The organism is Acidovorax sp. BL-A-41-H1 (assembly GCF_051942715.1).
Window position 1 is genome coordinate 1 of the sequence record NZ_JBPVJQ010000002.1, and the last position, 26,158, is coordinate 26,158.

At 60.8% G+C, this 26,158-nt stretch carries 21 protein-coding genes, 1 tRNA gene and 1 pseudogene; 19 read left to right on the top strand and 4 right to left on the bottom strand.

Annotated features, from left to right (window positions below):
• The 3 genes from ybgF to ACTPOI_RS00580 all read left to right on the top strand — a co-directional run.
• Positions 1–682: tol-pal system protein YbgF (ybgF, locus tag ACTPOI_RS00570; RefSeq protein ID WP_440105483.1), on the top strand; the 682-nt coding region annotated here is incomplete at its 5' end.
• The gene (locus tag ACTPOI_RS00575) at positions 682–1,506 is read left to right on the top strand and encodes a tRNA threonylcarbamoyladenosine dehydratase (RefSeq protein WP_440105485.1); all 825 of its coding nucleotides are present in this window, start codon (positions 682–684) and stop codon (positions 1,504–1,506) included. The genes ybgF and ACTPOI_RS00575, both read left to right, overlap by 1 nt.
• Positions 1,507–1,554: 48 nt before the next feature.
• Positions 1,555–1,630 (top strand) — tRNA-Lys (locus ACTPOI_RS00580).
• Positions 1,631–1,657: 27 nt separating this feature from the next.
• Here ACTPOI_RS00580 and ACTPOI_RS00585 read toward each other — a convergent pair.
• From ACTPOI_RS00585 to ACTPOI_RS00595, 3 genes are all read right to left on the bottom strand, one after another.
• Positions 1,658–2,719 (bottom strand): tyrosine-type recombinase/integrase, encoded by a 1,062-nt coding sequence (locus ACTPOI_RS00585; RefSeq protein ID WP_440105487.1) that lies wholly within the window; start codon positions 2,717–2,719, stop codon positions 1,658–1,660.
• A gap of 214 nt (positions 2,720–2,933) precedes the next feature.
• On the bottom strand, positions 2,934–4,262 hold the full coding sequence (locus tag ACTPOI_RS00590; protein WP_440105489.1) for a hypothetical protein: 1,329 nt from the start codon (positions 4,260–4,262) through the stop codon (positions 2,934–2,936).
• 104 nt (positions 4,263–4,366) lie between these two features.
• Complete coding sequence (locus ACTPOI_RS00595) at positions 4,367–5,263, bottom strand: hypothetical protein (protein WP_440105491.1); 897 nt, start codon at positions 5,261–5,263, stop codon at positions 4,367–4,369.
• 158 nt (positions 5,264–5,421) lie between these two features.
• Here ACTPOI_RS00595 and ACTPOI_RS00600 point away from each other — a divergent pair, with 158 nt between their 5' ends.
• The 14 genes and pseudogenes from ACTPOI_RS00600 to ACTPOI_RS00665 all read left to right on the top strand — a co-directional run bounded on the left by ACTPOI_RS00600 (position 5,422) and on the right by ACTPOI_RS00665 (position 20,328).
• Positions 5,422–6,351: a hypothetical protein gene (locus ACTPOI_RS00600; protein WP_440105492.1), complete on the top strand. Its 930-nt coding sequence runs from the start codon at positions 5,422–5,424 to the stop codon at positions 6,349–6,351.
• A gap of 684 nt (positions 6,352–7,035) precedes the next feature.
• Positions 7,036–7,908, top strand: a complete 873-nt coding sequence (locus ACTPOI_RS00605; protein WP_440105494.1) for a helix-turn-helix domain-containing protein — start codon at positions 7,036–7,038, stop codon at positions 7,906–7,908.
• A gap of 36 nt (positions 7,909–7,944) precedes the next feature.
• Positions 7,945–8,832, top strand: coding sequence for an SDR family NAD(P)-dependent oxidoreductase (locus ACTPOI_RS00610; protein WP_440105496.1), 888 nt, complete (start codon positions 7,945–7,947; stop codon positions 8,830–8,832).
• A complete protein-coding gene (locus ACTPOI_RS00615; protein WP_440105498.1) occupies positions 8,829–9,239 on the top strand; it encodes a GNAT family N-acetyltransferase in 411 nt (136 codons plus the stop codon). Before ACTPOI_RS00610 ends, ACTPOI_RS00615 begins: the two co-directional genes overlap by 4 nt.
• 62 nt (positions 9,240–9,301) lie before the next feature.
• Positions 9,302–9,677 (top strand): annotated as a pseudogene (locus tag ACTPOI_RS00620) (GNAT family N-acetyltransferase); the annotation flags it as partial.
• A 161-nt stretch (positions 9,678–9,838) separates the two neighbouring features.
• Complete coding sequence (locus ACTPOI_RS00625) at positions 9,839–11,851, top strand: ATP-binding protein (RefSeq protein ID WP_440105500.1); 2,013 nt, start codon at positions 9,839–9,841, stop codon at positions 11,849–11,851.
• Between the two features lie 38 nt (positions 11,852–11,889).
• Positions 11,890–12,648 (top strand): response regulator transcription factor, encoded by a 759-nt coding sequence (locus ACTPOI_RS00630; RefSeq protein WP_440105502.1) that lies wholly within the window; start codon positions 11,890–11,892, stop codon positions 12,646–12,648.
• Between the two features lie 202 nt (positions 12,649–12,850).
• Positions 12,851–14,056: an ABC transporter substrate-binding protein gene (locus tag ACTPOI_RS00635; protein ID WP_440105504.1), complete on the top strand. Its 1,206-nt coding sequence runs from the start codon at positions 12,851–12,853 to the stop codon at positions 14,054–14,056.
• Between the two features lie 119 nt (positions 14,057–14,175).
• Positions 14,176–15,036 carry a branched-chain amino acid ABC transporter permease gene (locus tag ACTPOI_RS00640; RefSeq protein WP_440105506.1) on the top strand — a complete coding sequence of 287 codons (861 nt, stop codon included), beginning with the start codon at positions 14,176–14,178 and terminating at the stop codon, positions 15,034–15,036.
• A 5-nt stretch (positions 15,037–15,041) separates the two neighbouring features.
• Positions 15,042–16,052, top strand: a complete 1,011-nt coding sequence (locus ACTPOI_RS00645) for a branched-chain amino acid ABC transporter permease (RefSeq protein WP_440105508.1) — start codon at positions 15,042–15,044, stop codon at positions 16,050–16,052.
• Positions 16,049–16,825: an ABC transporter ATP-binding protein gene (locus ACTPOI_RS00650; protein ID WP_440105510.1), complete on the top strand. Its 777-nt coding sequence runs from the start codon at positions 16,049–16,051 to the stop codon at positions 16,823–16,825. Before ACTPOI_RS00645 ends, ACTPOI_RS00650 begins: the two co-directional genes overlap by 4 nt.
• Entirely contained in the window at positions 16,822–17,523 is a 702-nt protein-coding gene (locus ACTPOI_RS00655) for an ABC transporter ATP-binding protein (RefSeq protein WP_116747968.1), read from the top strand. Before ACTPOI_RS00650 ends, ACTPOI_RS00655 begins: the two co-directional genes overlap by 4 nt.
• A gap of 39 nt (positions 17,524–17,562) precedes the next feature.
• Positions 17,563–19,047: a M81 family metallopeptidase gene (locus ACTPOI_RS00660; protein ID WP_440105513.1), complete on the top strand. Its 1,485-nt coding sequence runs from the start codon at positions 17,563–17,565 to the stop codon at positions 19,045–19,047.
• A 24-nt stretch (positions 19,048–19,071) separates the two neighbouring features.
• Complete coding sequence (locus ACTPOI_RS00665) at positions 19,072–20,328, top strand: Zn-dependent hydrolase (RefSeq protein WP_440105515.1); 1,257 nt, start codon at positions 19,072–19,074, stop codon at positions 20,326–20,328.
• A gap of 277 nt (positions 20,329–20,605) precedes the next feature.
• Here the strand turns inward: ACTPOI_RS00665 and ACTPOI_RS00670 are convergent, their stop codons facing one another.
• Positions 20,606–21,670 carry an AI-2E family transporter gene (locus ACTPOI_RS00670; RefSeq protein WP_440105679.1) on the bottom strand — a complete coding sequence of 355 codons (1,065 nt, stop codon included), beginning with the start codon at positions 21,668–21,670 and terminating at the stop codon, positions 20,606–20,608.
• A gap of 243 nt (positions 21,671–21,913) precedes the next feature.
• Here ACTPOI_RS00670 and ACTPOI_RS00675 point away from each other — a divergent pair, with 243 nt between their 5' ends.
• Positions 21,914–24,793, top strand: a complete 2,880-nt coding sequence (locus tag ACTPOI_RS00675) for a 2-oxoglutarate dehydrogenase E1 component (protein ID WP_094291033.1) — start codon at positions 21,914–21,916, stop codon at positions 24,791–24,793.
• Between the two features lie 52 nt (positions 24,794–24,845).
• On the top strand, positions 24,846–26,114 hold the full coding sequence (odhB, locus tag ACTPOI_RS00680; RefSeq protein ID WP_252661482.1) for a 2-oxoglutarate dehydrogenase complex dihydrolipoyllysine-residue succinyltransferase: 1,269 nt from the start codon (positions 24,846–24,848) through the stop codon (positions 26,112–26,114).
• Positions 26,115–26,158: the final 44 nt, after the last annotated feature.

The window sequence follows — 26,158 nt, forward strand, 5'->3', positions numbered from 1 at the left end:
CCGGGCCATCCTGGGAATGGGCCATCGTGTTGATGGTCTGCAAATGTCCAGCCAGCGCTCTGCCGAGGAACTGCGCAAGCTGGGTGAAGAAAATGCCCAGCTGCGCCGCAGCCTTCTGGATCTGCAGACACAAATAGAGACCCTGCGGGCTGAGCAGGCCAAGCTCAATGGCCAAAACGAGCAACTGCTGCGCGATGTGGGCGACCTTCAGCGGCGCCAGAAGGACATCGCTCAAGGGGTGGATGAGCGGCTTCGCCAGTTCGAGCCCGTCAAGGTGGCGGTGGATGGCAAGGAGTTTCAGGCGGATCCTGCAGAAAAACGGGATTTCGAGGCCGCACTTGCGGTCTTCCGATCCGGCAAATTCCCCGAGGCCAGCACGGCATTCGCGGGATTTGTGCGCCAGTATCCGCGCAGCGGTTTTGTGCCATCAGCGCGCTTCTGGCTTGGCAATGCCCAGTACGCCACGCGGGAGTACAAGGAGGCCATCGGTAACTTCAAGCAAATGCTGGCGGACGCGCCCGGCCATGCCCGGGCTCCGGAGGCCGCTTTGTCGATTGCCAACTGCCAGATCGAACTCAAGGACACGCGCACCGCACGCAAGACGCTGGAAGATCTGGTTCGCGCCTACCCACAATCTGAGGCGGCTGTCGCTGCCAAAGAGCGTCTGTCCCGCTTGAAGTAATGCCGGGCGAGATCGTTTCGCCGGGGTTGCCTTTGCCGCAAGAGTCTGAGGCTTCACTGGAGCGCCGGTTTGGTGGGTTGGCGCGGTTGTATGGCGTGGAAGGCGTGGCGAGAATCCGCCGCGCTCATGTTGCCGTCATCGGCATTGGCGGGGTGGGGTCCTGGGCCGCAGAGGCGCTGGCGCGCAGCGGCGTGGCCCAGATCACCCTGGTCGATCTGGACCATGTCGCCGAGTCCAATATCAACCGCCAGATTCATGCGCTGACAGATACGGTGGGCCAGGCCAAGGTGCTGGCGATGCGGGACCGTATTGCCCAGATCCATCCGGCGTGCACCATTCATTGCATTGAGGAGTTTGTGGAGCCTGGCAACTGGCCTGGGTTGTTGACGACCCCAGTTGATGCGGTCATCGATGCCTGTGACCAGGTGCGGGCCAAGGTGGCTATCGCAGCATGGGCGCAATCTGCAGGTGTTCTGCACATTGCTGTCGGCGCTGCCGGTGGCAAGCGCCAGGCCCACAAGGTCGATGTGGATGACCTGGCCTACACGACCCATGACCCTCTGTTGGCGCAGTTGCGCTACCAGATGCGCAAGCACCACCGCGCACCGCGCGAGGGCAAGAAGATCGGTGTGACCTGCGTGTTCAGCCGTGAAGCTGTGGCTCCTCCCGATGCGTCCTGCAACATCCAGGGCGACGGCACTTTGAACTGCCATGGCTATGGCTCGGTGGTCGCGGTCACGGCCACCTTTGGGCAGTGCGCTGCTGGGTGGGTGCTTGACAAACTTGCGACAGCTTCCAGGTTGGGCGCAAAAAAGACGCTATAATTCAAGGCTTTGCAGCAGTCTGATAGTTTTGGATTGATGCAATCGGTCGGGACGTTAGCTCAGTTGGTAGAGCAGCGGACTTTTAATCCGTTGGTCACAAGTTCGAATCTTGTACGTCCTACCAGAGATATCAAGGGCTTAGCCGAAGAGGCTAGGCCCTTTTCTCTTTGGGCCGTGACGAAAACGTGACAAGGTTCACCACGTTCTCATCCCGCATACGCTGAATCCGACTGGCTGCAACCGCCAGATGTTCCGTGGCGTACTTCGCATAACGGTCCACCATCACCCGAGATTTCCAGCCGCCCAAGTCCTTGAGCTCATCGCAAGACGTTCCCGCTTGCCGATGCCATGAGGCCCACGTGTGCCGCAGGTCATGGAACCGGAAATCCTGAATGTCAGCAGCCGCCAGCGCCGCATGCCACGCTGAGTTCGTCAACTCCCACGTAATCGCCTTGCCCTGGTAGGTGAAGCAAAAGCGCGGGTGTTGGCCCAGCAGTTCTTCCAAGACTTCTATCGCATCTTCATTCAAGGGCACTCCCCGTGGCGTGCCGTTCTTCGTGTGATTGAGCCAAGCAGTGCCCCGGCTCAGATCCACACGATTCCACTCTAGGCCTTTAATCTCGGACGCTCGGCACCCCGTAGCCAGGGCAAACCGCACCAGGGCCGCCAGATGAGGCGGGCATGCACGAATCAACCGATCCGCTTCCTCCCGCGTCAACCACCGATCCCGCTCGACCTCGCCAGGCAGCAGACGGATTTTCGGCATGGTGTCGATCCACTGCCATTCGTCGCGGGCCATTCGAAGAAGGCTGCGGACCGTGGCGAGATAGCGGTTCACCGTGGCGGGTTTGTTGCCCTTCTTGAGCTCGCCCTGCACGATGCTCCAGATCAGATCACCATTGATCTGTCTGAGTGAAGCATCGCCCAGGTAGCGGTCGAGTTGGCGGCAAATCCGTTGCACATCCGAAAAACTCTTCAGCGTCCTTTTGAGTTCAAGGTACCGAATCACAGCCTCTTGCCAGGTGCGTTCCGGTTTGATCCCAAAGTGGGTTTCCCTGTACGCATCCAGCTTGAGTTTGGCTAAGTACGCTTCCGCGTCGGCTCGGTCGGCAGTCCCAGAGCTTTGGCGTATGCGCTTGCCGTTGGGGAGCGTTGCATTGATCCACCAGTGGCCGGAGTCTGGCCGCTTGTAGACACCTTCATTACGGGCCATATCTGTTTCTCCTTTCCGGCCCGCCTTCGCTCGCCCTTATGGTCTTCGAGCCAGGCATCGAGGTCAACCCTGTCGTACACACAACGCCGTCCAAAATGCAAACTAGGCACGTCCATTTGCGCCAGGAGCGTGACGCCAATACCGAGATAGGCTGCGGCTTGTTCTTTGGATAGGCAGCGGGCCGCAGGCAAGGGCAGGCCGGTTTCTTCCATGGTCAGCCTCGTGACTGGCGTTCGTATTCGTTGCGCTGGTAGGGCTCAGGCGCAGGCGGCAACGCTGGATTCATGCGCGTGTTGTAGAGGCGTGTGAGGGCCTCGACTTTCTCGCGAAAGAACTGCTCATCACCAACCCCACTCAGGCCGCCGCCGTTCTGCTTGCCTAGGACGTCGTATGCGTGCTTCTTAGCCTCAAGGGCCGCGGCATCGAAGTCTGTGATCCCTGTGATCGCCCCGATGGAGGCATAGGCGGAGAGAGTGCGAGCACCGAGCCATGCGAGGGAAGGGGCCCGCAGCGCCTGGTAGCTGCGTAGCAACGGGCCGCCTTGCGCGCCCCAGTCTACCGACGACACAGCCATCCACAGGGGGTGGATCGGCCAGCGGCTGCGGGTGTTGTCCGCTTCTGTGGGGAGGCACAGACGCAGCCAATCCGTGGTGGCATAGCTCCACAGGCCTGCACGGTTTTCCATCACAGAGCCCAGGGTGTCCAAGTCCAGTTGCACCAAGACTTCACGCTTGAACTGGAATTCCAAGCGCCAGACGGGCATCTCTTGATCCCATCCGGCTCGCGCCCAGAGGTCGAGCAGGTATTCCTTCCCGCTTTTCTTGCACTCTAGGAGCTTGTGATACAGCCGGGCCATGAGAGCGCCACCGGCCCCGATGGTCCAGCCGGTGAACGTCTTGTCTTCCGCGTACTGATTGACTGCACAAGCCCGAGTGACCCAGGCTTCCCGGCTCCATCCTTCCATGCTTAGATCGCACGCGAAATCGAGAAACAGATCGACCCGGCTGACCTTCGGAGCGTGAACTTCCCCGAGTTGACGCAGGAGGTCCCGCAACTCCGATTCAATCTCCATCGGCCCCTTGTGGCTCAAGAGTTGGCTGGAGACCTGGACGTAGGCCATGGGCAACTGCTTGGACTTGCCAGCGCCCAGGCGGATCATGTACGAGCCGTCTACCAGGGTGAAAGCGAACAAGCCTGAGCTTTTGTCTTTGACCTCGAAGACATGGGAGCCCAACTGCAATTGGGCTTTCGCCGCTTCATGGTCTGGTCCTTGGGCTATGGATTTGAGGTGGCGCAGTTGAGAAACGCGATCCGGCGAGAGAACGCCGGGGTAAGAGAGATACAAACTATCCACGCCCCATCGCAAGGGTTGGTAGTGGAATTTGCTGTTATCAGGTGCTGTGTTACTAGGCGCCGCACCTGCAATACCTTCCGCATCGGATTCGCCGGTGCGCGCTCCGCGCGCCCCCATCGAATCCGACGCGGCCTGGTTTTGGGTTTGTGGGTGCTTCGTGGCCTCGCCACCAGAGTTTCGCTTCGACATGGATTCAATCCTTTAACCGCGCCAGGCATGCCACTTTGGCTTCCTGGAACGGTTATGGATTGAATACACGACGAGCCTCTCAGGCGACGCCGTGAAAAAGGTTTTCAGGGGGTGGACAAGTCGAATCCTCGACGTTGGAAGGCGCGATATTCCGCCAGTCGCTTGGACATGTTCTTCACATCATCGATGCGGTTGGCATGGGAATCGAGTCCAGCCTGGGTGCAGAGATCCAACAGTTCACTGTGTTTCATTCTGTCTAGCACGCCAACCTGATCCAACAGGGAAAAGGCTAAATACAAAGCTTTATGCCGAATCTTTCCCTTGTAGGGAGGCCTAGACATGTGTGCTGTGACAAGTTCGACAAATTCGCGTTGGCCTTCCGAATTTGCCGCTGCAAAACGATCATTGAAATAGGGCAGGGCGTGCAGGATGCGCTTGTCGATCTGGACGGCCTTCGCAAACGCCTTGTCGTTCCCCGCCTTGGCTTGTGCCACCAGGGCGGTGAGCTTTTCTCCATGCACCATGATGGACAGCGACTGATAGAAGCCTGCGAGCATGCCCATGACAAAGCGCTGCGTAAATTCGACGGCATGTTGTCGTTCTTCGTCGGACATTGCCAAGAACTGTGCATCGGCACGCTTTTGTGCGGCCGGCGTCTTGGGTAGCTCGATGGCGTCTATTCCGTCACCAAGGTTGCTGATGTACTCAAGCAATAACTGCCCGCGTTCATCGGAGGAACAGAGCTCCAACTCGGCGTTGAGCTCTTCGATCTGCTCGATTGACAAAAAGGCCTTAAGTAAGACGGCGCCGATTGCGCGTTCATCTTCGTATAGTCCCGGATAGTTGCCTATGTTGAGGTTTTTGATCCACTGGGAGACTGCGGGGGGAAAGCGTACGTAGCCATCCTCTGATTCGATGTATTTGAGGAGCCAAAGCCAGTCGGGGGCCATAGCTTGGATGAGCCGAGCGGCAGAGGTGATGTCAACAACAAGCTGCATCATCGGAATGATCGCTGGAAATTTCTCAATCTGATCTCGGTATGTACTTCATAGCAGCCCCGTAAAGCCGTCATCTGACGTTTTACGGAGTCAGAGTTGGTCCTTAGGATTGAGGGGGGCAACACTTCCCTAAGTTCCAGAAACAAACATGCACGAACGATATGGTCACATTGCTCTCAGCGCAGCACGCTCGCAATAATATTCGTCTACATTGGAAGCATGCTGGCTTTGAGCCATTGCCAGAGCTTCTGTCGGAGTCTGTTGCGGAGGAACTAGGCACGTCTCCATTAGAAACGGAGTTGGGGGCGCTATATGTCTTTGTAGACGAGTACCTTGGTCTACTCCGCTATTGCACTTACTACTTTCTGAGCGGCGTTCCTCCATCTGGGCAGGCTGCAATGCTCTTCCACCGACTCGCGGTAAAGCAGATCCGGAATCTTTCTGCTGTTCGTGTGCTTTGCGCCGCTGGTCTTGATGGAAATGCGCGAATGCAGCTTCGCCTCCTATACGAGACTTCCCTTGTCTGGCAGCGCGTTTTGGTGGACCCCGCGTTTCGAGCTGAATTCCAAACGGCCACGACAGCGGAGGCGGCGAACAAGTTCTGGCACAAGTACATCTCGAAGGAGAAGAATGAAAAATGGCTAAAAGAGTACTTTGACGCGCGCGCAATTAGCTGGCTTGGCGCAGACAATGAGATCGTTGGAGAGATGAAACAAAAAATGTCTCTATCAACGCATCCGACTTTTCTGCAAGCATTCGTCGATGCGCGAGAGGATTGGATTGAGCCAAAGGACGGCCTTGTTTTAGGGACGCCGTCTGTCTCCTCTCACTTCACTCTGTCGATGGCTATATTCGCCACGGCCATACCGTTCTCAGTTATTCCAGAGCCGGACTATGGAATCACCACGGTTGACATGCTGGCGCGAGGCCCTTGGCACCCAGTGCACACATCGAAGCCGACGTGGGAGCGATACAACACGGAGTTGCGAGCGATGATCCCTCGCCTGCTTCTGGCTGCAGTTCGATTCTCCGAGTTACTTCCCAAAGGTAATCAGCCGACACACGGGCCAGATGCAGCAGGTACGACCTAAATTCTCCCCTACTAGGCCACCTGCGCCATCCACTGAAATCTAGCGTTGAGAGTATGTTTTTATCATCTATCCTTGCTGGCTGGTTACCCGTGGTCGATTGCTGACCTGGATCGTCGCCAGTAGCGTGACAATGTTGGTGCGCGATCGCGGTGTTCGGCAAGCGAAGGCGAGCTAAGTTGTTGAAAAATAAGGGTTTTTAGGCCCCTTTTAATCCGTTGGTCACTGGTTCGAATCCAGTACGTCCTACCACCAAGATACCGTGAAATATAAAAACCTCGCTACAAGAAATGTAGCGGGGTTTTTTGTTTTTGCTGCCGTTGCCAGATCATTGCCAGCATTTTTAGCGTTGCAACTTGGTCTTGCAGTGTATGCATTGTGATTGACCGTATGGTCATTCGGTCGCGGCAGCCAATGCCGCTCTGGCCATCCCGGCTTAAACGGGTTGGTGTTTTCGACCTACCCGCGCAGAGAGCGCTTCAGGCTGGTCGCAATCGGCTGAGCTAGCGTCTTGATCCTGCGAACTGCGCCACTTCCCAGACGTTCGGATCCTGGTGTTCAATTTCGACGTCTTGCGTGTATCGATGCTGCGGCTAGACTGCCGCAACCGGCCGCCAGCAGGTGTTCAGGCGGCTTAGCCCGAAGTCAACGAATCCGGCAGCCGCCTAGTCCGCCATACTTTGTGTGGTGACCGAGCTGCAGATGTCTGAACGTCTATTCATCCGACTGCCAGAAGACCCGGTGTGCGCGCCTGGGACCACCGTCCCTGCGAGCACGTTGACTGAGTTTTCCGTGCCGGCCGCCCTGCAATCAGTGGTGGCCCATGTCATGGCCTACGAGGAGCGGTTCGCCCCTGATCGAGAGGTCGTTGAGCGAGTGCTGCCCGACGGGGCCTCCCGTCTGCTCATCGTGCTGCACGACGGGGCGGCATCCATCCACGTTGCTGGGGCACGGGCCAACCCGGTCTTGTTAACGATGAGTGGCCATATGCACGGGCTCTCGATCACGCTGAACCCCGGGGCAACACTGGGTCTGTTCGGCGTTCCGGCCAACGAATTGGCGGGTCTCACCGTGCAATGGGACGACATCGTCACCAAGGCGCATCGTGACGTACCCGAGCAACTGCTGGCCGCAACCGACGACGCCACGCGCGTTCAGTACGTCCTGCAGACGCTACAGGCAATCCAGCGCCCCCCAGACTCCTCGCGCCACTTGTTGGAGGACGCAGCGAGACGCCTTGGCCCCAAGGTGGGCGATGTCTCTGTGCGGGAACTGGCCGCAGAGTTGAATCTCAGCGAACGGCGCGTACAGCAGCTGTTCGCCTCGCACATCGGTTTAGCGCCCAGTGTCTGGCGCCGCCTGCAACGCCTTCACGGAACGCTGCGCTTGTTGCGGAAGGCCGAGACGCATCAATGGTCCGAGGTTGCCCTGCGCGCTGGGTACTACGACCAGTCACACCTGATCAACGAGTTCCGCGCCCTGTGCGGCCTGACGCCGAAGCAGCTTCTGCAACGCGCCGTTTCGGATTCTTCCAATACATCGAACCGCAACACTACCTAAAGTCGCGGTTCACCAGAATCCACCTCCACCATGCACATGAACAGCCTCACCAATTGCATTGCCGTTGTGACGGGCGCCAGCCGTGGCGCTGGTCGCGGCTGCGCGACAGAACTGGGCGCGGCCGGCGCCACCGTGTACGTGACCGGACGCAGCCGGCGCGAGCAAGCGGCACCGGGTTACGAACAGATCTCATTGCTGTCGAACCTGGAGCGGGTGCCGGGCAGCATCGACGAGACAGCCGAAGAGGTGACACGTGCGGGCGGCCGGGGCATTGCGGTCGCCTGCGATCACACGGATGAGGTGCAGGTCGAGGCACTCTTCGAACGTGTGCATCGCGAACAGGGTCGCCTGGATCTCCTCGTCAACAACGCCTGGGGCGGACACGAGTCCTTCGATGGCGTGTTTCAGGCGCCCTTCTGGGAACGCCCGATGGTGCACTGGGATGCGATGTTTGATCGTGGCGTTCGCAATCACCTCCTCTCCAGCAGGCTGGCCGCACCGATGCTCGTGCGTCAGGGCCGGGGACTGATCGTCACCACGACGTTCTGGGACCGCGACCGCTACATGCAGGGCAATCTGTTCTACGACCTCGCCAAGGCCGCGATGACGCGGTTGGCCTTTGGCATAGCGCAGGAGCTGAGGCCACATGGGGTGGCCTCGGTGGCAGTGTCCCCGGGCTGGATGCGCACCGAGTTCGTCCTGGCCGGTCACCAGACCGACGAGGCCCATTGGCGCGAGCGACCGGCGCTCACCCCCACAGAATCGCCCCGCTACCTCGGGCGTGCGGTTGTGGCCCTGGCCGGCGATCCCCGGGTGCTGGAGCGAAGCGGCCAAGTGCTTCGCGTGGGCGACCTGGTACGGGTTTATGGCTTCACTGACATCGATGGCCGTTTGGTGCCGCCTTTCGAACTGGAGGCGCAATGACTGCCGTCGTCTGCGCGCGCGAACCAGATTTGCCCCTGGAGGCGTTCCGGCGCATATTGCTTGAGTCGGGGCTGGGGGCGACGCGGCCGATCGACGACGGACCGCGATTGCGGCAGATGCTGGCCGGTGCGAGTCTCGTCGTATCTGCCCGTGCGCGCGACGGGAACTTGTTGGGTGTGGCACGCTGCCTGAGCGACGGGGCCTGGGTGGCCTACTTGGCCGAACTGGCGATATCACGAAGTGCGCAGGGCAAGGGCGTGGGGCGGCAGCTCCTACAAGCGGTTCATGCCGAACTCGGCCCCTGCGTGACGCTGGTGCTGGCCTCCATGCCAGACGCGGTTGCCTTCTACGAAAAGGTGGGTATGCCACGAATGGCCGATGTTTTCTTCTACTCTCGCCAACAATGAATGCGACATAGAAGAACATCCTTGCACAGCAAGGCGTGGTTGCTGAAGTTACGCTCCGCCTGATGAACGAGGCCGATTTTGGAGATGCTTCACGAGTGGCTCAACCGGCCACATGGTGTCGAATGGTGGGGCGGAGAGGATATATTTCCGAGTCTTGAGGAAGTCCTGCAACACTACCGCTCTAGTGTGCTCGCCGTTGAAGTAGTCACCCCATACATCGTGATGATCGGCGCAGAACCGCTCGGCTACGCGTAGTCCTACATCGCAATCGGTAGTGAAGATGGTTGGTGGGAAGGAGAGACTGATCCCGGTGTGCGAGGCATTGACCAATCGCTCGCAAACCCCGCTGACTTGAACCAAGGACTCGGGACCGCACTGATGCGGGCACTGGTCAGCCGGCTTCCCAGATTGCCCGCAGGTGCTGATCTGGCGGCAGATTGACAACTGTTAGTCGAACCGTAGGATTTGGTCGCATATGGGCAACAAACAAAGGTCTAATGCGCCAGATTGTGTACATGTGATTGAATTTGACGCAATGCGTCCAACTGCGCGAACAGATGTCTCTGAGGTCGCAGCGCTTACACACCCTCGATCGCCCAATGTTTGTCCGCCGTCTTGCCCTGCGCACTTTTCTGACACTTGCGCTACTGGCGGTCTTGCTGCCCATAGTACTTGCCAGCAGCAGTTTGTTTTATCGCTCTGCTACTGGTGCCATGGAAGAGTTCGCGCTGCAGTTGGCTGACGAGGTCTCAGGCAGGGTTCGCGAAAAGGTAGTCTCCTTCTTTGACGTGCCGCAGCGCGTAGTGGCTTTCAATGTCGAGCAGGTGCGCGCGGGATACCTGATGGTTCAGCAACCCGACGTGCTGATGCGCCAGTTCATGCTGCAGATCGACCAGCAGCCCCAACTGACTTTCATATCCATGGGCATGCCCGATGGCCAGTACTACGCCGGTAGCCGCCCCCCACTTGGAGAGGACCGTGCATTGCGCATGCTGCGCGCACGGATCAGCGACGGCCGGGCGATGGAGGTTCTGCGCATCGACGCCATAAGTCGCCAGCCGACGCTGATTTCTCGTAGTGAGGTGAGCTTTGATGCACGCAGCCGTCCGTGGTACCAGTCTGCGATAGCCAATGATGGGGTCGCGTGGTACGCACCCTATCGTTACATGATCAACGATGCGCAAGGTGCGTATGCCGCCATTGGTATGGGGATTTCCGCACCCGTCCGCTCGCGCGATGGTCAGCTGATCGGGGTGGTCACCGCCGATGTGGCGCTGTCCCAGCTCAACGACTTTCTGGCCGCGCTGGCCTCAGAGTCGGGGGGCAGGGCCTTTCTGGCCGAGGCGTCGGGTGAACTGCTGGCAATGTCCTCGCACGATCCGTCTGCGGGTGTGTCTGCTTTGGTCGAAGGGCAGCGGGTGCGCATCGACCAAAGCCGTGACCCAGTGATGCGTGCGTTAGGGGGGCACATCCTGCACAGCGGACAACGAGAAGGCAACCGGTTCATGGAGGTTGACGGCGTGCGCCACCTGGCGCGTTGGTGGACGCACGCCCTGGATCGCGGTCCCGTGCTAACCATGGCGATCATCCTGCCTGAGAGTCGCTTCAATACGCCTTTGCGCGGGGTGTTGCGCAACACGATTTACACCACGGTAGCAGTCCTGTTGGCTTCGGTGATGTTTTCGGTGTTTGTGGCCAGCCGGTTGGTGAGGCCCTTGCAGGTACTCAGTGATTGGGCGGTCAGGTTGACCCAGGCCGACTGGAATGCCCAAGCACCGAAATCAAGCCCGATCCGCGAGTTACGGTCCCTGGCTGATTCCATGGGCTACATGGCAGGGCACCTGAAGGAGCACGCTGAGGATCTGGAGCAGATGGTGGCGCAGCGCACGCAGGAGTTGGAAAACGCTGTGGCCTCCATTGAGCAGACGCTGACCGATCAGCGCCACTTCATTGCGATGTTGTCGCATGAGGTTCGGTCTCCCTTGGCCGTGATCAATGCGGCTGGGCAGTTGTTGTCTTTGCGATCCAAAGACGTACCAGCACAGCAGGCGCTGGCCCGGCGCATCCTGCGGGGCTCGGCGCGATTGAGCTACTTCTTTGACAACTGCCTGACCCAGGACCGCATCGATAGCCACAACTTTGCAGTAGAGCCATCACCCGTCGATGCAGGGGAGTTGTGCTTGTGGGTAGCTGAAAACGGCGGGCAACTGTCCGTCGAGCATTCGCTGCATCTTGCGGTGGAGCCTGGGTTGCCTTCATTGAATGGCGATCCAGTGCTGCTGCGCGTGATGCTCATGAATGTGCTGTCGAATGCATTCAAGTATTCCGAAGTAGGTACCACGGTGTCCTTTGGCGTGCACCAGGAGGGGGCTCAGTGCCGTTTTGTCATTGAGGACGAGGGGCCCGGCATTCCGCCAGAAGAACAGAAACTGGTGTTTGAGAAGTACCGCCGTGGACGCACGGCAGAGGGCAAACCCGGTGCCGGATTGGGACTGGCTTTGGTAAAACGCATCGTTGATTTGCACGGTGGAGCGGTCCAACTACAGGTACTCCGGCCCAAGGGCATGCGTTTCGTAATCGACATTCCGTTGACAGTGACACCGGTGGCCTGAATGTTGCATTCCGGTCGGGCGCCGGAGGTATTTGCAACATGACCCAATCTAAGCCCAGCATCGCCATCGTGGAGGATGACTCCGACCAACTGCACAGCATCGAAGAGTTTTTGCTCGATTCGGGCTACAGCGTTTGGGGGGCGTGCAGTGCCGAAGCTTTTTACAAGGGTTTCACTGTTCAGCCTGTTGATGTTGTCCTCTTGGACTTGGGCCTGCCTGGCGAGGATGGGCTCAGCGTGGCATCGCTTCTCAAGTCCCGACCCGAGGTCGGTGTGATCATCCTTAGCGCCCGGGATTCTCTCGATGACAGGCTTGCGGGCATGCGCGCGGGGGCAGACCGTTACCTAGTCAAGCCGGTCAACCTGTTGGAGTTGGCCGCCAATATCGATGCTACGGCGAGTCGTCTGGCCCCTCGGGCCGCTGCAGACTCCCCTGGATCGCTGGGCGCGGTGGCCGTATCTGCGGCACAGCCTGCATGCTGGGTGCTTGCGATGAAGGACTGGGTGCTGTCTTCACCGCAGGGCAAGTGTCTGCAGTTAACCACCCACGAGTTCATGTTCCTGCAGCAGCTCATGCGCGCTGATTGTCAGCCCGTGTCCAAGCGTGACCTGAGCACGCATTTGTTTGGTGCACGCGCCCAGAACGGCGCCGAGCGGCTCAACTTGCTGCTGACACGGCTGCGTAAGAAGGCGGCCGAGGCGTTTGCCGAGCCCTTGCCTGTCAAGACACTGCACCAGATTGGCTACGCCTTCACCGCCACGGCGCAGTTGGCACAGGACGCCCAGCGGCTGCACTGATCCTCCCGCTCCCTGTTCATCGGGGTGCCACCCGGGCGAGGTGTGCTCCCAGCGCAGCTGCGCCCGCAGGATGGGCGTGGCGGGTTAACCCTTGGCTTGCATGAATCCAAATGAAAGATTTGGAAAGACCAGGAAGGGGGTTTCCAACACACCATGTAGGTGGCATCTCTTGATCTCCCACTTCTATACATCGGAGCCCTCCATGCAACGTCGTCATCTCCTGCAAGTCTCGGCACTGAGTGCACTTTCTGCGTCCATGAGCTTGACCCGCCATGCTTTTGCGCAGGCCTCAGGCGCCATTCAGTTTGGCTGTCCGGTGCCTATGTCCGGTCCTTTTGCCGCCAACGGGAAGTTCGCCGACATGGGCATGCGACTGGCCATCGAGCAATATGGCAAGGCGCTCAACCGCCCGCTGGCTTATACGCTGCTGGACACCGAGGGCAAGCCTGCCACCGCCGTGCGCAAAGTGCAGGAGGCTGCGCAGCAGCAGGGCGCCCGCTTCTTCGCGGGTGGTATCTTGTCGGGCGAGGCTTTGGCCATGGGCAAAGAAGCCGAGAAGGCCGGCGGCCTGTTCGTGACCACGGCAGGTGCCGATGAAATCACAGGATCGGACTGCAATGCCGCGACCTTCCGCTGGTCCGTACCTACGTTCGGCGCCATCGAGCAGACAGTACGTCCGCTGATCGATTCCATGCCCAAGGCCAAGCGCTGGTACACCATCACGCCGCAGTACGTGTTTGGCGACGGCCTGCTGTCGGCGGCCAAGAACATCTTCAAGGAAAAGGGCATCGAACACGTTGGCAACAGCTACCACTCGCTGACCGAAAAAGAGTTCAGTGGCTACATCACCAACGCGCTGGCCGCCAAACCCGATGTGCTGCTGCTGTTGAACTTTGGTGCGCAGTGCGCCGACACCCTGCGCCAGGCCGTGAGCTTTGGCATGCACAAGAACATGACGATCCTGGTGGCCTGGGCTTCGGGGTTGGAGCAGTTCGAGTCGCTGGGCGCTGACCTGTGCGATGGCATCTACTTCGGCGCCCAATACTGGCACACGGTGGAGTCCGAACTCAACCGCGACCTCGTCAAGCGCACGAATGACAAGCTCAAGATGAACCCCAACTACAGCCTGGCGGGATCCTACATCTGCACCAAGCTGCTGATCGATGGCATCGTCAAGGCCGGATCGGTGGAGCAGAAGGCCGTGATCGCCGCGCTGGAAGGCCACAAGTACCAAGGGCTGACCGGCGAAGAAGAAGTGCGCAAGGCGGACCACCAGGTGCTCAAGAACTACTACCTGCTCAAGGGCAAGGCCAAGTCCAAGATGAAAAACAAGGACGACTACGTGGATGTGCTCAGTTCGGGCAAGTCGTTCCTGCCCATCGACCAGACGGGCTGCAAACGCGCCTGACCCTTACGGCGTCCTTCGGGCTGGGCACAGCCCGGTGCGAGCGCTGTGGATGCCCATTGTTTTGAAGACCCCAGCGGCACCGACAGGGTGCGGCTGGCGGTCGTTCGACCGAGCACTTTATGAATATCTACCTTCTGCAGGTCATCAACGGGATCGGCATTGGCATGCTGTACTTCCTGTTGGCGGTGGGCCTGTCCATTGTTTTTGGCTTGCTGCGATTCGTGAACTTCGCGCATGGCGCGTTCTACCTGATCGGGGCGTATTTCTGCTACCAGATGACCCGTTGGGGCATGAGCTTCTGGCTGGCCCTGGTGGTGGTGCCGCTGGTGGTGGGCGCCATTGGCTGGGCCACCGAGAAGCTCATCCTGCGCCACGTGTATGCCACGGACCACGAGTTTCACATCCTGGTGACCGTGGGCCTGGCGCTTGCGGTGCAGGAACTGGTGATCCTGCAATGGGGCCCGCTGGGCGACAGCGTGGCGGTGCCCGACGCGCTGCAAGGGGTGGTGATGTGGGGCAGTTTCATCTACCCCAAGTACCGCCTGTTTGTGATTGGTTTCACGGCCGTGCTGGCCGTATTGCTGTGGTGGGTGCTGGAAGGCACGCGGCTGGGCAGTGCGGTGCGGGCGGGCAGTGAATCGACTGAAATGGTTTCGCTGCTGGGTATCAATGTGCTGCGTATCTTCAGCCTGGTGTTTGGCCTGGGCGCGGCCACGGCTGCACTGGCCGGTGTGCTGGCGTCGCCGATCCGCGGGGCCGAGCCTTTCATGGGCGTCGAAGCCCTGGCCGTGGCCTTTGTTGTTGTGGTGGTGGGTGGCATGGGCAGCTTCAGTGGTGCGCTGCTGGGCGGTTTGATGATCGGGATCGTGCAAAGCGTCATGAGCACCCTGTGGCCAGAAGGGGCGCGCTTGATGATCTACGTGGCCATGGCGGCGGTGCTGCTGTTGCGTCCCCACGGCCTGCTGGGCCGCAAGGAGTGAACCCCATGAAAAAGTACACACATTTCATTTTTGCTGCGGTGGTGGTGGCTGCCATGCCCTTGCTGATGCAGTCGGGTTCGTTGGCCAGCGAGGTGCTCATCTTTGCGCTGGCGGCCATGGGCTGCAATCTGTTGCTCGGTTTCACTGGCTTGCTCTCGTTCGGGCAGGGCATCTTCTTTGGTTTGGGCAGCTACACCGTTGCCTTGATGCTGACCCGCTGGCCTGTTCCCATGCCGCTTGCGCTGCTGCTCGCCACAGTCATGGGAGCGCTCGGGGCGGCCGTGGTGGGCTGGGTGGCCATTCGCCAGCGTGGCACCTACTTTGTGATGCTGACCTTGGCCTTTGCGCAGATGTTCTATTTCATTGCCTATACGGCTACCGGCTTGACGGGGGGGGACAACGGGTTGATGGATATCCCTCGTCCCAATTTGTCCATCCTGGGCTTTGACCTGTGGACGTTGGCGTCGCCTTGGCAGTTCTATGGTTTTGTTTCGCTGATTTTTCTGGTGGTGTTCTGGCTGCTGCTCAAGGTGTCACGCTCGACATTCGGGCGAACCTTGCTGGCAGTGCGAGACAACGAAGAGCGTGCGGCTGCCATTGGCTACAACCTCAGGCTGCTCAAGCTGCAGGCGTTTGTGATCTCGGGTGCTGTCACCGGTCTCGCGGGGGCACTGCACGCCATGATGACCGGCCTGGCTCCGCTGTCCAACGCGGAGTACCACACCAGTGAAATGATCCTGGTGATGACCGTTATTGGCGGGACGGGCAACCTGTTTGCTTCGCTGCTGGGGTCTGCGTTCTACCTGCTGCTGGCCGACTGGCTGTCTCAATTATGGCCGCGTTGGCTCTTGCTACTGGGCATTGCATTGATGGCCGTGAGCCTCTGGATGCAGCGTGGGCTGTGGGGCTTGGGTGAAACGGTCTGGAATCGGCTGCAAGGTCATCGCAAGCAGTCGGCTGACACGGTGGTGACGCCATCGGCAACTGCGGTAGCTGCGAAAGGAGAACAGGCATGAGCCCAAAGACCCCGATCTTGTTGGAAGCCATTGATGTCGAAAAGCACTATGGCAAGTTTGCAGCACTGGGCGGTGTAAGTCTCCAGGTGCGTGCGAATACCGTGCATTCGGTGATTGGCCCTAACGGTGCTGGCAAGACCACGTTGTTCCACATGCTTACCGGCACCAAGACAGTCAGTGGGGGCCGGATTCTTTTTGATGGACAGGATGTCACGCATGAGCCAGACCATCGGCGGGTGCAGCGAGGCATTGCGCGTTCATTTCAGGTGACCAGCCTTTTTTTGAGCTTGCCGGTGCGTGAGAACCTGCGCCTTGGTGCACAAGGCGTACAGCCTGCACGCGCCCTAAATCCGTGGCATGAGCCGGTCGGGGCGCGTGCTCAATCGCAGGTGGTTGAGGCTGTTCTTTCCAAGGTGGGACTGGAGAACCTCGCAGACACTCCCGCTGGCAATCTTTCGCACGGTCAGCAGCGTCGATTGGAAGTTGGCATGGCCTTGGCTGCACGGCCCAAGGCCATCTTCCTGGATGAGCCCACTTCTGGCATGGGCATCGATGACCTGGATGACATGAAGCGATTGATCAAGAGCCTGCGCGACGAACACACGGTGGTCTTGATCGAGCACAACATGAACATCGTGATGGATATCTCGGACACCGTGACGGTGATGCAGATGGGGCGCGTGCTGGCCGAAGGCATGCCACACGACGTACGCAGCGACGAAAGGGTGAGGACTGCGTACTTGGGCAACATGATCACAGGGGGCAAGGCATGATTCTCGAAGTTGACAACCTGCATGCCCACTACGGCAAAAGCCATGTGCTTCAGGGTGTGTGTTTCACGGTGGGTAACGGCGAACTGGTCACCCTGCTGGGGCGCAACGGCGCAGGCAAGACCACCACACTCAAGAGCATTGCCGGGGTGGTCGCTCCCACGCAGGGCCGTGTGGCATTTGCCAGCAAACCGCTGCAGGGTCAGGCTTCGCATGTGATCGCCCGGCAGGGGGTGTGTCTGGTGCCAGAGCACCGGGGCATCTTCAAGCTGCTGACCGTGGAAGAGAACCTGATGCTGGGCCTGCGCAAGCGCTCCCCCTGGCAACTGGACGATGTGTATCGCATCTTCCCCCGGCTCAAGGAGCGCAGGCGCAACGGCGGCGGGCAGCTGTCGGGCGGCGAGCAGCAGATGCTGGCCATCGGCCGCGCGCTGATGAACGACCCCAAGCTGCTCATGTTGGACGAGCCCGTGGAGGGGCTGGCTCCCGTGATCGTGGAAGAAATCGTGGCCCAGCTCAAGACCATCAAGGCTGCGGGCGTGGCGATTTTGCTGGTCGAGCAGAACCTGGAGGTCTGCACCCAGCTGGCGGACCGGCATTGCATCCTGGAGCAGGGGCGCATCGTCTACACCGCTGACAACGCAAGCTTCCTGGCGGACGAAGAGGTCAAGGACCGCTACCTCGGCGTGGGACTGGCCTGAGCTCTGGCCCATCCCACACTGCATTCCAAAGGGCACTTCATGAAGTTTCTGATCGCTCGTCTGAACCACGAGACCAATACCTTTTCTCCGGTGCCCACGTCCTTGCAGGCGTTTGCACCCGATTACGACACCGCAGCCTTCCAGGCCAATGCCGGCATGCGAACGGCGATGGCAGCTTTCATTGATGCAGCAAAGCGGGTGGGGGCGCAGTGCGTGACGCCCGTCTCCGCCACGGCCAACCCCAGTGGGCCGGTGGATGCTGACGCCTACAACCAGTTGACGGATCGCATCGTTGCCGCCGCGGCGGGCTGCGACGCCATCCTGCTCGACCTTCATGGCGCGATGGTCGCCGAGAACATGCCAGACGGCGAGGGTGACCTGCTGGCCCGCGTGCGAGCGGCGGCGCCCGGCGTGCCGCTGGGCGTGGCCCTGGACCTGCACGGCAACATCACGCAAAAGATGATCGACCACGCCGATGTGATGGTGGGGTTCAAGACCTACCCGCATGTGGACATGTACGAGACGGGCGAGCACGCGGCGCGCCTGGTGCTGCAAATGCTGCAGCAAGGCACGCGCTATGCCGTGCGCTGGCGACAGTTGCCGCTGCTCAGCCACACGCTGCGCAGCACCACCCTGGGCGGTGCCATGGCCGCTGCCGTGTCATCGGCGCGGCAGGCCGAAGGGGAGGGCGTGCCGGCCATGACCATCTTTGCGGGCTTCTCCTTGGCCGACATCGCCGCGCCGTGCGTGAGCGTGGTGGCCACGGCCGAATGCACTGCTGAGGGGGAGGCGCTGTGCACCACTGCGCTGGACCGCGTGGCTGCCCAGATCTGGGCGGAGCGCGAGGGCTACGTGTATGCCAGCGAGCCTTTGGCCGACGCCTTCGCGCGGGCGCAGCGCATGGCCGAAGGGGCGGACAAGCCCGTGCTGTTGCTGGACCATAGTGACAACTGTATGTCCGGAGGAACCTGCGACACCATGGACGTGCTGCAGGCCGCCTGGCAGCATGGCCTGACCGGTATCGCCACGGGGCCGCTGTCTGATCCAGAGGCCGTTGCACAGCTCTTGGCAGCCGGTGTGGGCGCGCAGGTGTCGGTACGCCTGGGCAACAAGGTACCACTGGCCCGGCTGGGCATTGTCAAAGAGCCCGTGATGGTGCAGGGCACTGTGCGTGCCATCAGCGACGGTAGCTACACCGTGACCGGTCCCATCTACACCGGCCAGCGCTGCTCCATGGGACGCGCCGTCTGGCTGGATGCCGGAGGCACACAGATCGTGGTGGTGGAGCAGCCGCACGAGCCGTGGGATCTGGGCGTTTTCTCCTGCGTGGGCCTGGATCCCACGGCCTACCGCTACCTACTGCTCAAGTCGCGTATGTACTGCCGGCCGGTGTTCGTTCCGCTCTCTGCGGGGCTGGTCGAGTGCGACAGCCCCGGCGTCACCAGTTCGGACTACCGGCTATTCCCTTTTGAGAACCTGCGCCAGCCTGTCTACCCGCTGGGCGACGTGCTCGCTTACCCCTGACTGAGCTATATCTCTGGAGCTTCTATGGACAAGAAAGCCAAACCCGACATCGAAAACCTGCGCATCAACGGCCAGCGCCTGTGGGATTCGCTCATGGAGCTGGCGCAGATCGGCGCCACACCCAAGGGGGGCGTATGCCGCCTCACCCTCACCGACCTGGACAAACAAGGCCGTGACTTGGTGACTCGCTGGGCACGCGAAGCGGGCATGACGGTGACCATCGACAAGATCGGCAACGGCTTCATGCGCCGCCCCGGCCGCAACAACAGCCTGCCGCCCATCATGACCGGCAGCCACATCGACACCCAGCCCACGGGCGGCAAGTTCGACGGCAACTATGGTGTGCTGGCGGGCATTGAGGTGGTGCGCACGCTCAACGACCACGGCATCGAAACCGAAGCCCCCATCGAAGTCGCGTTCTGGACCAACGAAGAAGGCAGCCGCTTCGTGCCCGTCATGATGGGCTCCGGCGTGTTCGCCAAAGCCTTCACGCTGGAGCACGCCTACGCTGCCACCGACACCGAGGGCAAGACGGTGAAAGGCGAACTCGAGCGCATCGGCTACATCGGCGACCAGGAGCCGGGCGACCACCCCATCGGCGCGTACTTTGAAACCCACATCGAACAAGGCCCGGTGCTGGAAGACAACGACAAGACCATTGGTGTGGTCAGCGGCGTGCTGGGCATCCGCTGGTTTGACTGCACCGTCACCGGCATGGAAGCCCACGCCGGCCCCACGCCCATGGCCCTGCGCAAAGACGCGATGCTGGCCGCCACGCGCATCATGCAAGACGTGGTGGCCGCCGCCCACCGCCATCCGCCGCACGGCCGGGGCACTGTGGGCATGGTGCAGGTGTTCCCCAACAGCCGCAACGTGATTCCGGGCCGGGTCAAGTTCAGCATCGACCTGCGCAACAGCACCGATGCGCTGGTGGACGCCATGGCCGCCGAGGTCAAGGCCTTCGCCGACCAGGTGGCCCAGGAGCATGGTGTGCAGGTGCACATCGAAATGGTATCCAGCTACCCCGCGCAGCTCTTCCAGCCCGAGTGCGTGGAGGCCGTGGGCCGCGCCGCTGCCAAGCTGGGCTACAGCCACATGCCCGCCGTCTCGGGTGCCGGGCACGACGCTGTCTACATGGCCAAGCTCGCTCCCAGCGGCATGATCTTCATCCCCTGCAAGGACGGCATCAGCCACAACGAGATCGAGGATGCGAAACCTGAGCACATCGAGGCGGGCTGCAACGTGCTGCTGCATGCGATGCTGGAGCGGGCGGGCACGTGATGCTCTGCAATTGATAGCTGTAAGTGCTTGATGGATGCGCGCTGGAGCCTTTTTTCTCTTGAGTTCTGGCGCTGTGCGCGTGGATGGCGCGGGTGGCGTCTTTCAGGGCGGACCCGTTCATGGGCTCAGCTCCACTGGGGTGGCTGCGCTGGAAGTGGGCTACCGGTACACCGGGATGGAGCGTCTGATGTGCAATTTCAAAGGACTCCTCGCGAAGGTCTTTGTTTTTTCGGTGTCCGTTGTGCACGCGCGCCACATATGAGGGGCGTGTTGCGCGTCACGGATTGGCCGAAGAGTCCGTGTGGTTCGGTGCAAAAAGGTCCCAACTGGCCATGAACAGCGCAGCGATCACGGGACCAATGACGAAGCCTGTCAGGCCGAGAAGTCCCATGCCTCCGAGTGTGGAGATGAGCACGATGTAGTCCGGCATCTTGGTGTCCTTGCCGACAAGAATAGGGCGCAAGACGTTGTCCACGAGGCCAATCACGCCGATTCCGAATGCAGTCAGCACGGCGCCCTGCCACACGGCTCCGGTGGCGAGGAAGTAGATGGCCACCGGTACCCAGATCAGGCCTGCACCCACAGCAGGCAGCAGTGACAGGAAGGCCATCAGTACCCCCCACAGAACCGGGCCCTGGATGCCCAGCACCCAGAAGATCAGGCCGCCCAGGGCCCCCTGAGAGGCCGCCACCACGATGTTGCCTTTGACGGTGGCTCGGATGACGGTGGTGAACTTGCTGACCAGCTGCCGTTTATGGGCATCGTCCAGTGGGGTCGCATGGCCAATCCGGCGGGCCAGGCTGGCGCCATCGCGCAGCAGGAAAAACAGGAGGTACAGCATGATGCCGAAGCCGACGAGGAACTCCAGCGTGTTCTGACCAATGCTCAGCGCTTGTGTTGCGACGAACTGGCTGGCTTGTACGGCAACGGAGGAGAGTTTTTGCTGCAACTCACCGATGCTGGTGAGATTCAGTCGCTCCAGAAGATTGGCGGCCCACGCTGGCAGGGCTGCGATCACCTGCTGCAGATAGAGCCCGAAATTGAGCTGGCCTGAGCGCACCCGTTCGTAAATGACGCTGGCCTCCTGAACCAGCGACACGGTGATGGCGGTCATGGGCAGGATGACGATGACCAGGCAAAGCCCCAGCGTGCACAGGGCTGCCAGGGTGGGGCGCTTGGGCATGCGCTTGAGTAGCTTGCGATGCAGCGGGGCAAACAGGATGGCCAGAATCACGCCCCAAAAAACAGCGCCGTGAAACTGCCAGAGGATGGCTCCGAAGGCGATGGTCACGGCGATCAGCAGCAGCAGGAAGGCTTTGTCTTGGAGGTGATTGGGTGTCATGTCGCTTGGAGGCAATGAGATACCCGGAATGTACGCGAGGCCCGCTGACGTCAATTTTTCGGCGGCCTGTTGTGGGTGCGCGCATGACCCTTCCTTTGGGCGATCGCCCGTTCGGTGGCACAATACCGCCCGTACCAAGGCCCTTCCCCAGCCACAGTCGCATCCGCCAATCGGTTCAGCCGTGTCGCGGAAGGTTTCTCAACCAGCTAATGCTTTCCCAAGGAGAGCGGAGGTCAGCGGAATATGAGCGATACGACATCCGTCTATCAAGCCTACCAAGGCAACACTTACCTCTTCGGCGGCAATGCGCCCTATGTCGAAGAGATGTACGAAAACTACCTTGCCAACCCAGGTAGCGTGCCAGACAACTGGCGCGAGTACTTTGATGCACTGCAAAATGTGCCCGCAGTGGATGGCAGCAATGCCAAGGACGTTCCCCATCTGCCGGTGATCAATGCCTTTGCCGAGCGTGCAAAGCAGGGCGGTACCAAGGTGGTCGTCGCCACCGGCGCGGACTCCGAATTGGGTCGCAAGCGCACCGCTGTTCAGCAACTGATCGCCGCTTACCGCAATGTGGGCGCACGCTGGGCCGATCTGGACCCACTCAAGCGCACCGAGCGCCCCGCGATTCCCGAACTCGAACCCTCTTTTTACGGCTTCAGCGATTCCGACCAGGAAGTCGTGTTCAACACCAGCAACACGTTCTTCGGCAAGGAATCCATGCCGCTGCGCGAGCTGATCAATGCCTTGCGCGAAACGTACTGCGGCTCCATCGGCGCCGAGTACATGTACGCCACCGACCAGAACCAGAAGCGCTGGTGGCAGGAAAAACTCGAAACCATCCGCAGCAAGCCCAGCTTCGGCGCGGAAAAGAAAAAGCAGATTCTCGACCGCCTGACGGCTGCTGAAGGCCTGGAGCGTTTTCTGCACACCAAGTACGTTGGCCAGAAGCGTTTCTCCCTCGAAGGGGGCGAGAGCTTCATTGCTGCCATGGACGAGCTGATCCAGCAGGCGGGCTCCAAGGGCATCCAGGAAATCGTCATTGGCATGGCCCACCGTGGCCGCCTGAATGTGCTGGTCAATACGCTGGGCAAGATGCCCGCCGACTTGTTTGCCGAGTTTGACCACACCGCTCCGGAAGACCTGCCAGCGGGCGACGTGAAGTACCACCAGGGTTTCTCCTCGGACGTATCCACCCCCGGCGGCCCGGTCCATCTGTCGCTGGCGTTCAACCCCTCGCACCTGGAAATCGTCAACCCCGTGGTGGAAGGTTCGGTGCGCGCCCGCATGGACCGCCGTGATGACCCCCGGGGCAGCCAGGTGTTGCCCGTGCTGGTGCACGGCGATGCCGCATTTGGCGGACAGGGCGTCAACCAGGAAACCCTGGCGCTGGCGCAGACCCGTGGTTACACCACAGGCGGCACGGTGCACATCATCATCAACAACCAGATCGGCTTCACCACCTCCGACCCGCGCGACATGCGCTCCAGCGCGTTCTGCACCGACATCGTGAAGATGGTCGAGTCCCCCGTGCTGCACGTCAACGGTGACGATCCGGAGGCGGTGGTGCTGGCCACCCAGCTGGCGCTGGAATTCCGCATGGAGTTCCGCCAGGACGTGGTGGTGGACATCACCTGCTTCCGCAAGCTGGGCCACAACGAGCAGGACACGCCCTCGCTGACCCAGCCACTCATGTACAAGAAGATTGCGGCCCACCCCGGCACCCGCAAGCTGTACGCCGACAAGCTGGCCACTCAGGGCCTGGGTGCGACGCTGGGCGACGACATGGTCAAGGCGTACCGCTCTGCCATGGATGCGGGCAAGCACACCGTCGATCCGGTGTTGACCAATTTCAAGAGCAAGTACGCGGTGGACTGGTCGCCCTTCCTGGGCAAGAAGTGGACCGATGCGGGCGATACCGCGATTCCACTGACGGAATGGAAGCGCCTGTCCGAAAAGCTCACCACCATTCCTGCCAGCGTCACACCGCACCAACTGGTGAAGAAGGTCTACGATGACCGCGCTGCCATGGGCCGTGGCGAAATCAATGTGGACTGGGGCATGGGCGAGCACATGGCCTTCGCGTCCCTGGTGGCCAGCGGCTACCCGGTGCGCCTGTCGGGCGAAGACTGCGGACGCGGCACGTTCACCCACCGCCATGCCGTGATCCATGACCAGGCCCGCGAAAAGTGGGATGCTGGCACCTATGTGCCGCTGCAGAACGTGGCCGACAACCAGGCCCCGTTTGTCGTGATCGACTCCATCCTGTCTGAAGAGGCGGTGCTGGGCTTCGAGTACGGCTATGCATCGAACGACCCCAACACCCTGGTGATCTGGGAAGCACAGTTCGGCGACTTCGCCAACGGTGCCCAGGTGGTGATTGACCAGTTCATCGCCTCTGGTGAAGTGAAGTGGGGCCGGGTGAACGGCATTACGCTGATGCTGCCGCACGGCTATGAAGGTCAGGGCCCTGAGCACAGCTCGGCCCGCCTGGAGCGCTTCATGCAGCTGGCGGCCGACACCAACATGCAGATCGTGCAGCCCACCACGGCCAGCCAGATCTTCCATGTGCTGCGCCGTCAGATGGTGCGCGACCTGCGCAAGCCGCTGATCATCATGACGCCCAAGTCGCTGCTGCGTAACAAGGACGCCACCTCGCCGCTGTCCGAGTTCACCAAGGGCAGCTTCCAGACGGTGATTCCCGAGCAGAACGAAGCCATCGTGAAGAAGGCCGCCAAGGTCAAGCGCGTGATCGCGTGCTCGGGCAAGGTGTACTACGACCTCGTGAAGAAGCGCACCGAACGCGAAGACGAAGACGTGGCCATCATCCGTGTGGAGCAGCTCTACCCGTTCCCCCACAAGGCATTTGGGGCCGAACTCAAGAAGTACCCCAACGCGACGGATGTGGTGTGGTGCCAGGACGAGCCGCAGAACCAGGGTGCCTGGTTCTTCATCCAGCACAACATCCACGAGAACATGCTCGATGGCCAGAAGCTGGGCTACGCAGGCCGCGCCGCGTCTGCTTCGCCTGCCGTGGGTTATGCCCACCTGCACCAGGAGCAGCAAAAGGCGCTGGTGGACGCAGCATTCGCCAAGCTCAAGGGTTTTGTCCTGACCAAGTAAGGCCAGCTACCCGAACGAACACAGAACAGAACCCCTACCGAAAGAATTCAAAATGGCTATCGTAGAAGTCAAAGTCCCCCAGCTGTCCGAATCCGTGGCAGAAGCCACCATGCTCAACTGGAAGAAGAAGCCCGGTGAAGCCGTGGCCGTGGACGAGATCCTGATCGAGATCGAAACCGACAAGGTCGTGCTCGAAGTGCCCGCACCCTCCGCTGGCGTGCTGTCTGAAATCATCCAGGGCGACGGTGCCACTGTGGTGGCTGATCAGCTCATCGCCAAGATCGACACGGAAGGCAAAGCGGGTGCCGCTGCAGCAGCTCCTGCCGCTGCCGCACCAGCCCCCGCTGCCGCCGCACCTGCTGCAGCGCCTGCCGCCGCTGGTGGCTCCAAGGGGGATGTGGCCATGCCCGCCGCTGCTAAGCTGCTGGCCGACAACAACCTGTCTGTCTCGGCCGTGGCCGGTTCGGGCAAGGACGGCCGTGTGACCAAGGGTGACGTGCTGGCCGCCGTGGCCGGTGGTGCCAAGGCTGCCGTCGCAGCTCCCAGCGTGATCCCCACTGGTGTGCCCTCCAAGGCACTGCCCCAGGTGGCAGCGCCCGCTGGCAAGGAAGACCTGAGCGGTCGTCCCGAGCAGCGAGTGCCCATGAGCCGCCTGCGCGCCCGCGTGGCAGAGCGTCTGCTGCAGTCGCAAGCCACCAACGCCATCCTGACCACGTTCAACGAAGTGAACATGGCGCCGGTGATGGACCTGCGCAAGAAGTTCCAGGACAGCTTTACCAAGGAACACGGCACCAAGCTGGGCTTCATGTCCTTCTTCGTGAAGGCCGCTGTGCACGCCCTGAAGAAGTACCCTGTGCTCAACGCATCGGTGGACGGCAACGACATCGTCTACCACGGCTATTTCGACATCGGTATCGCCGTGGGCTCGCCCCGTGGCCTGGTGGTGCCCATCCTGCGCAATGCAGACCAGATGAGCTTCGCTGACATCGAGAAGAAGATCGCCGAGTTCGGCAAGAAGGCCGCTGAAGGCAAGCTGGGCATTGAAGAAATGACCGGCGGCACGTTCTCCATCTCCAATGGCGGCACGTTCGGCTCAATGCTGTCCACCCCCATCATCAACCCGCCCCAGTCGGCCATCCTGGGCGTGCACGCCACCAAGGACCGCGCTGTCGTGGAAAACGGCCAGATCGTGATCCGCCCGATGAACTACCTGGCCATGTCCTATGACCACCGCATCATCGACGGCCGCGAAGCCGTGCTGGGCCTGGTGGCAATGAAGGACGCGCTGGAAGACCCATCGCGCCTGCTGTTCGACATCTGATCCCCTGACTGCATCGACCCACCCGCGTGGCCCGGCCTCTGGTC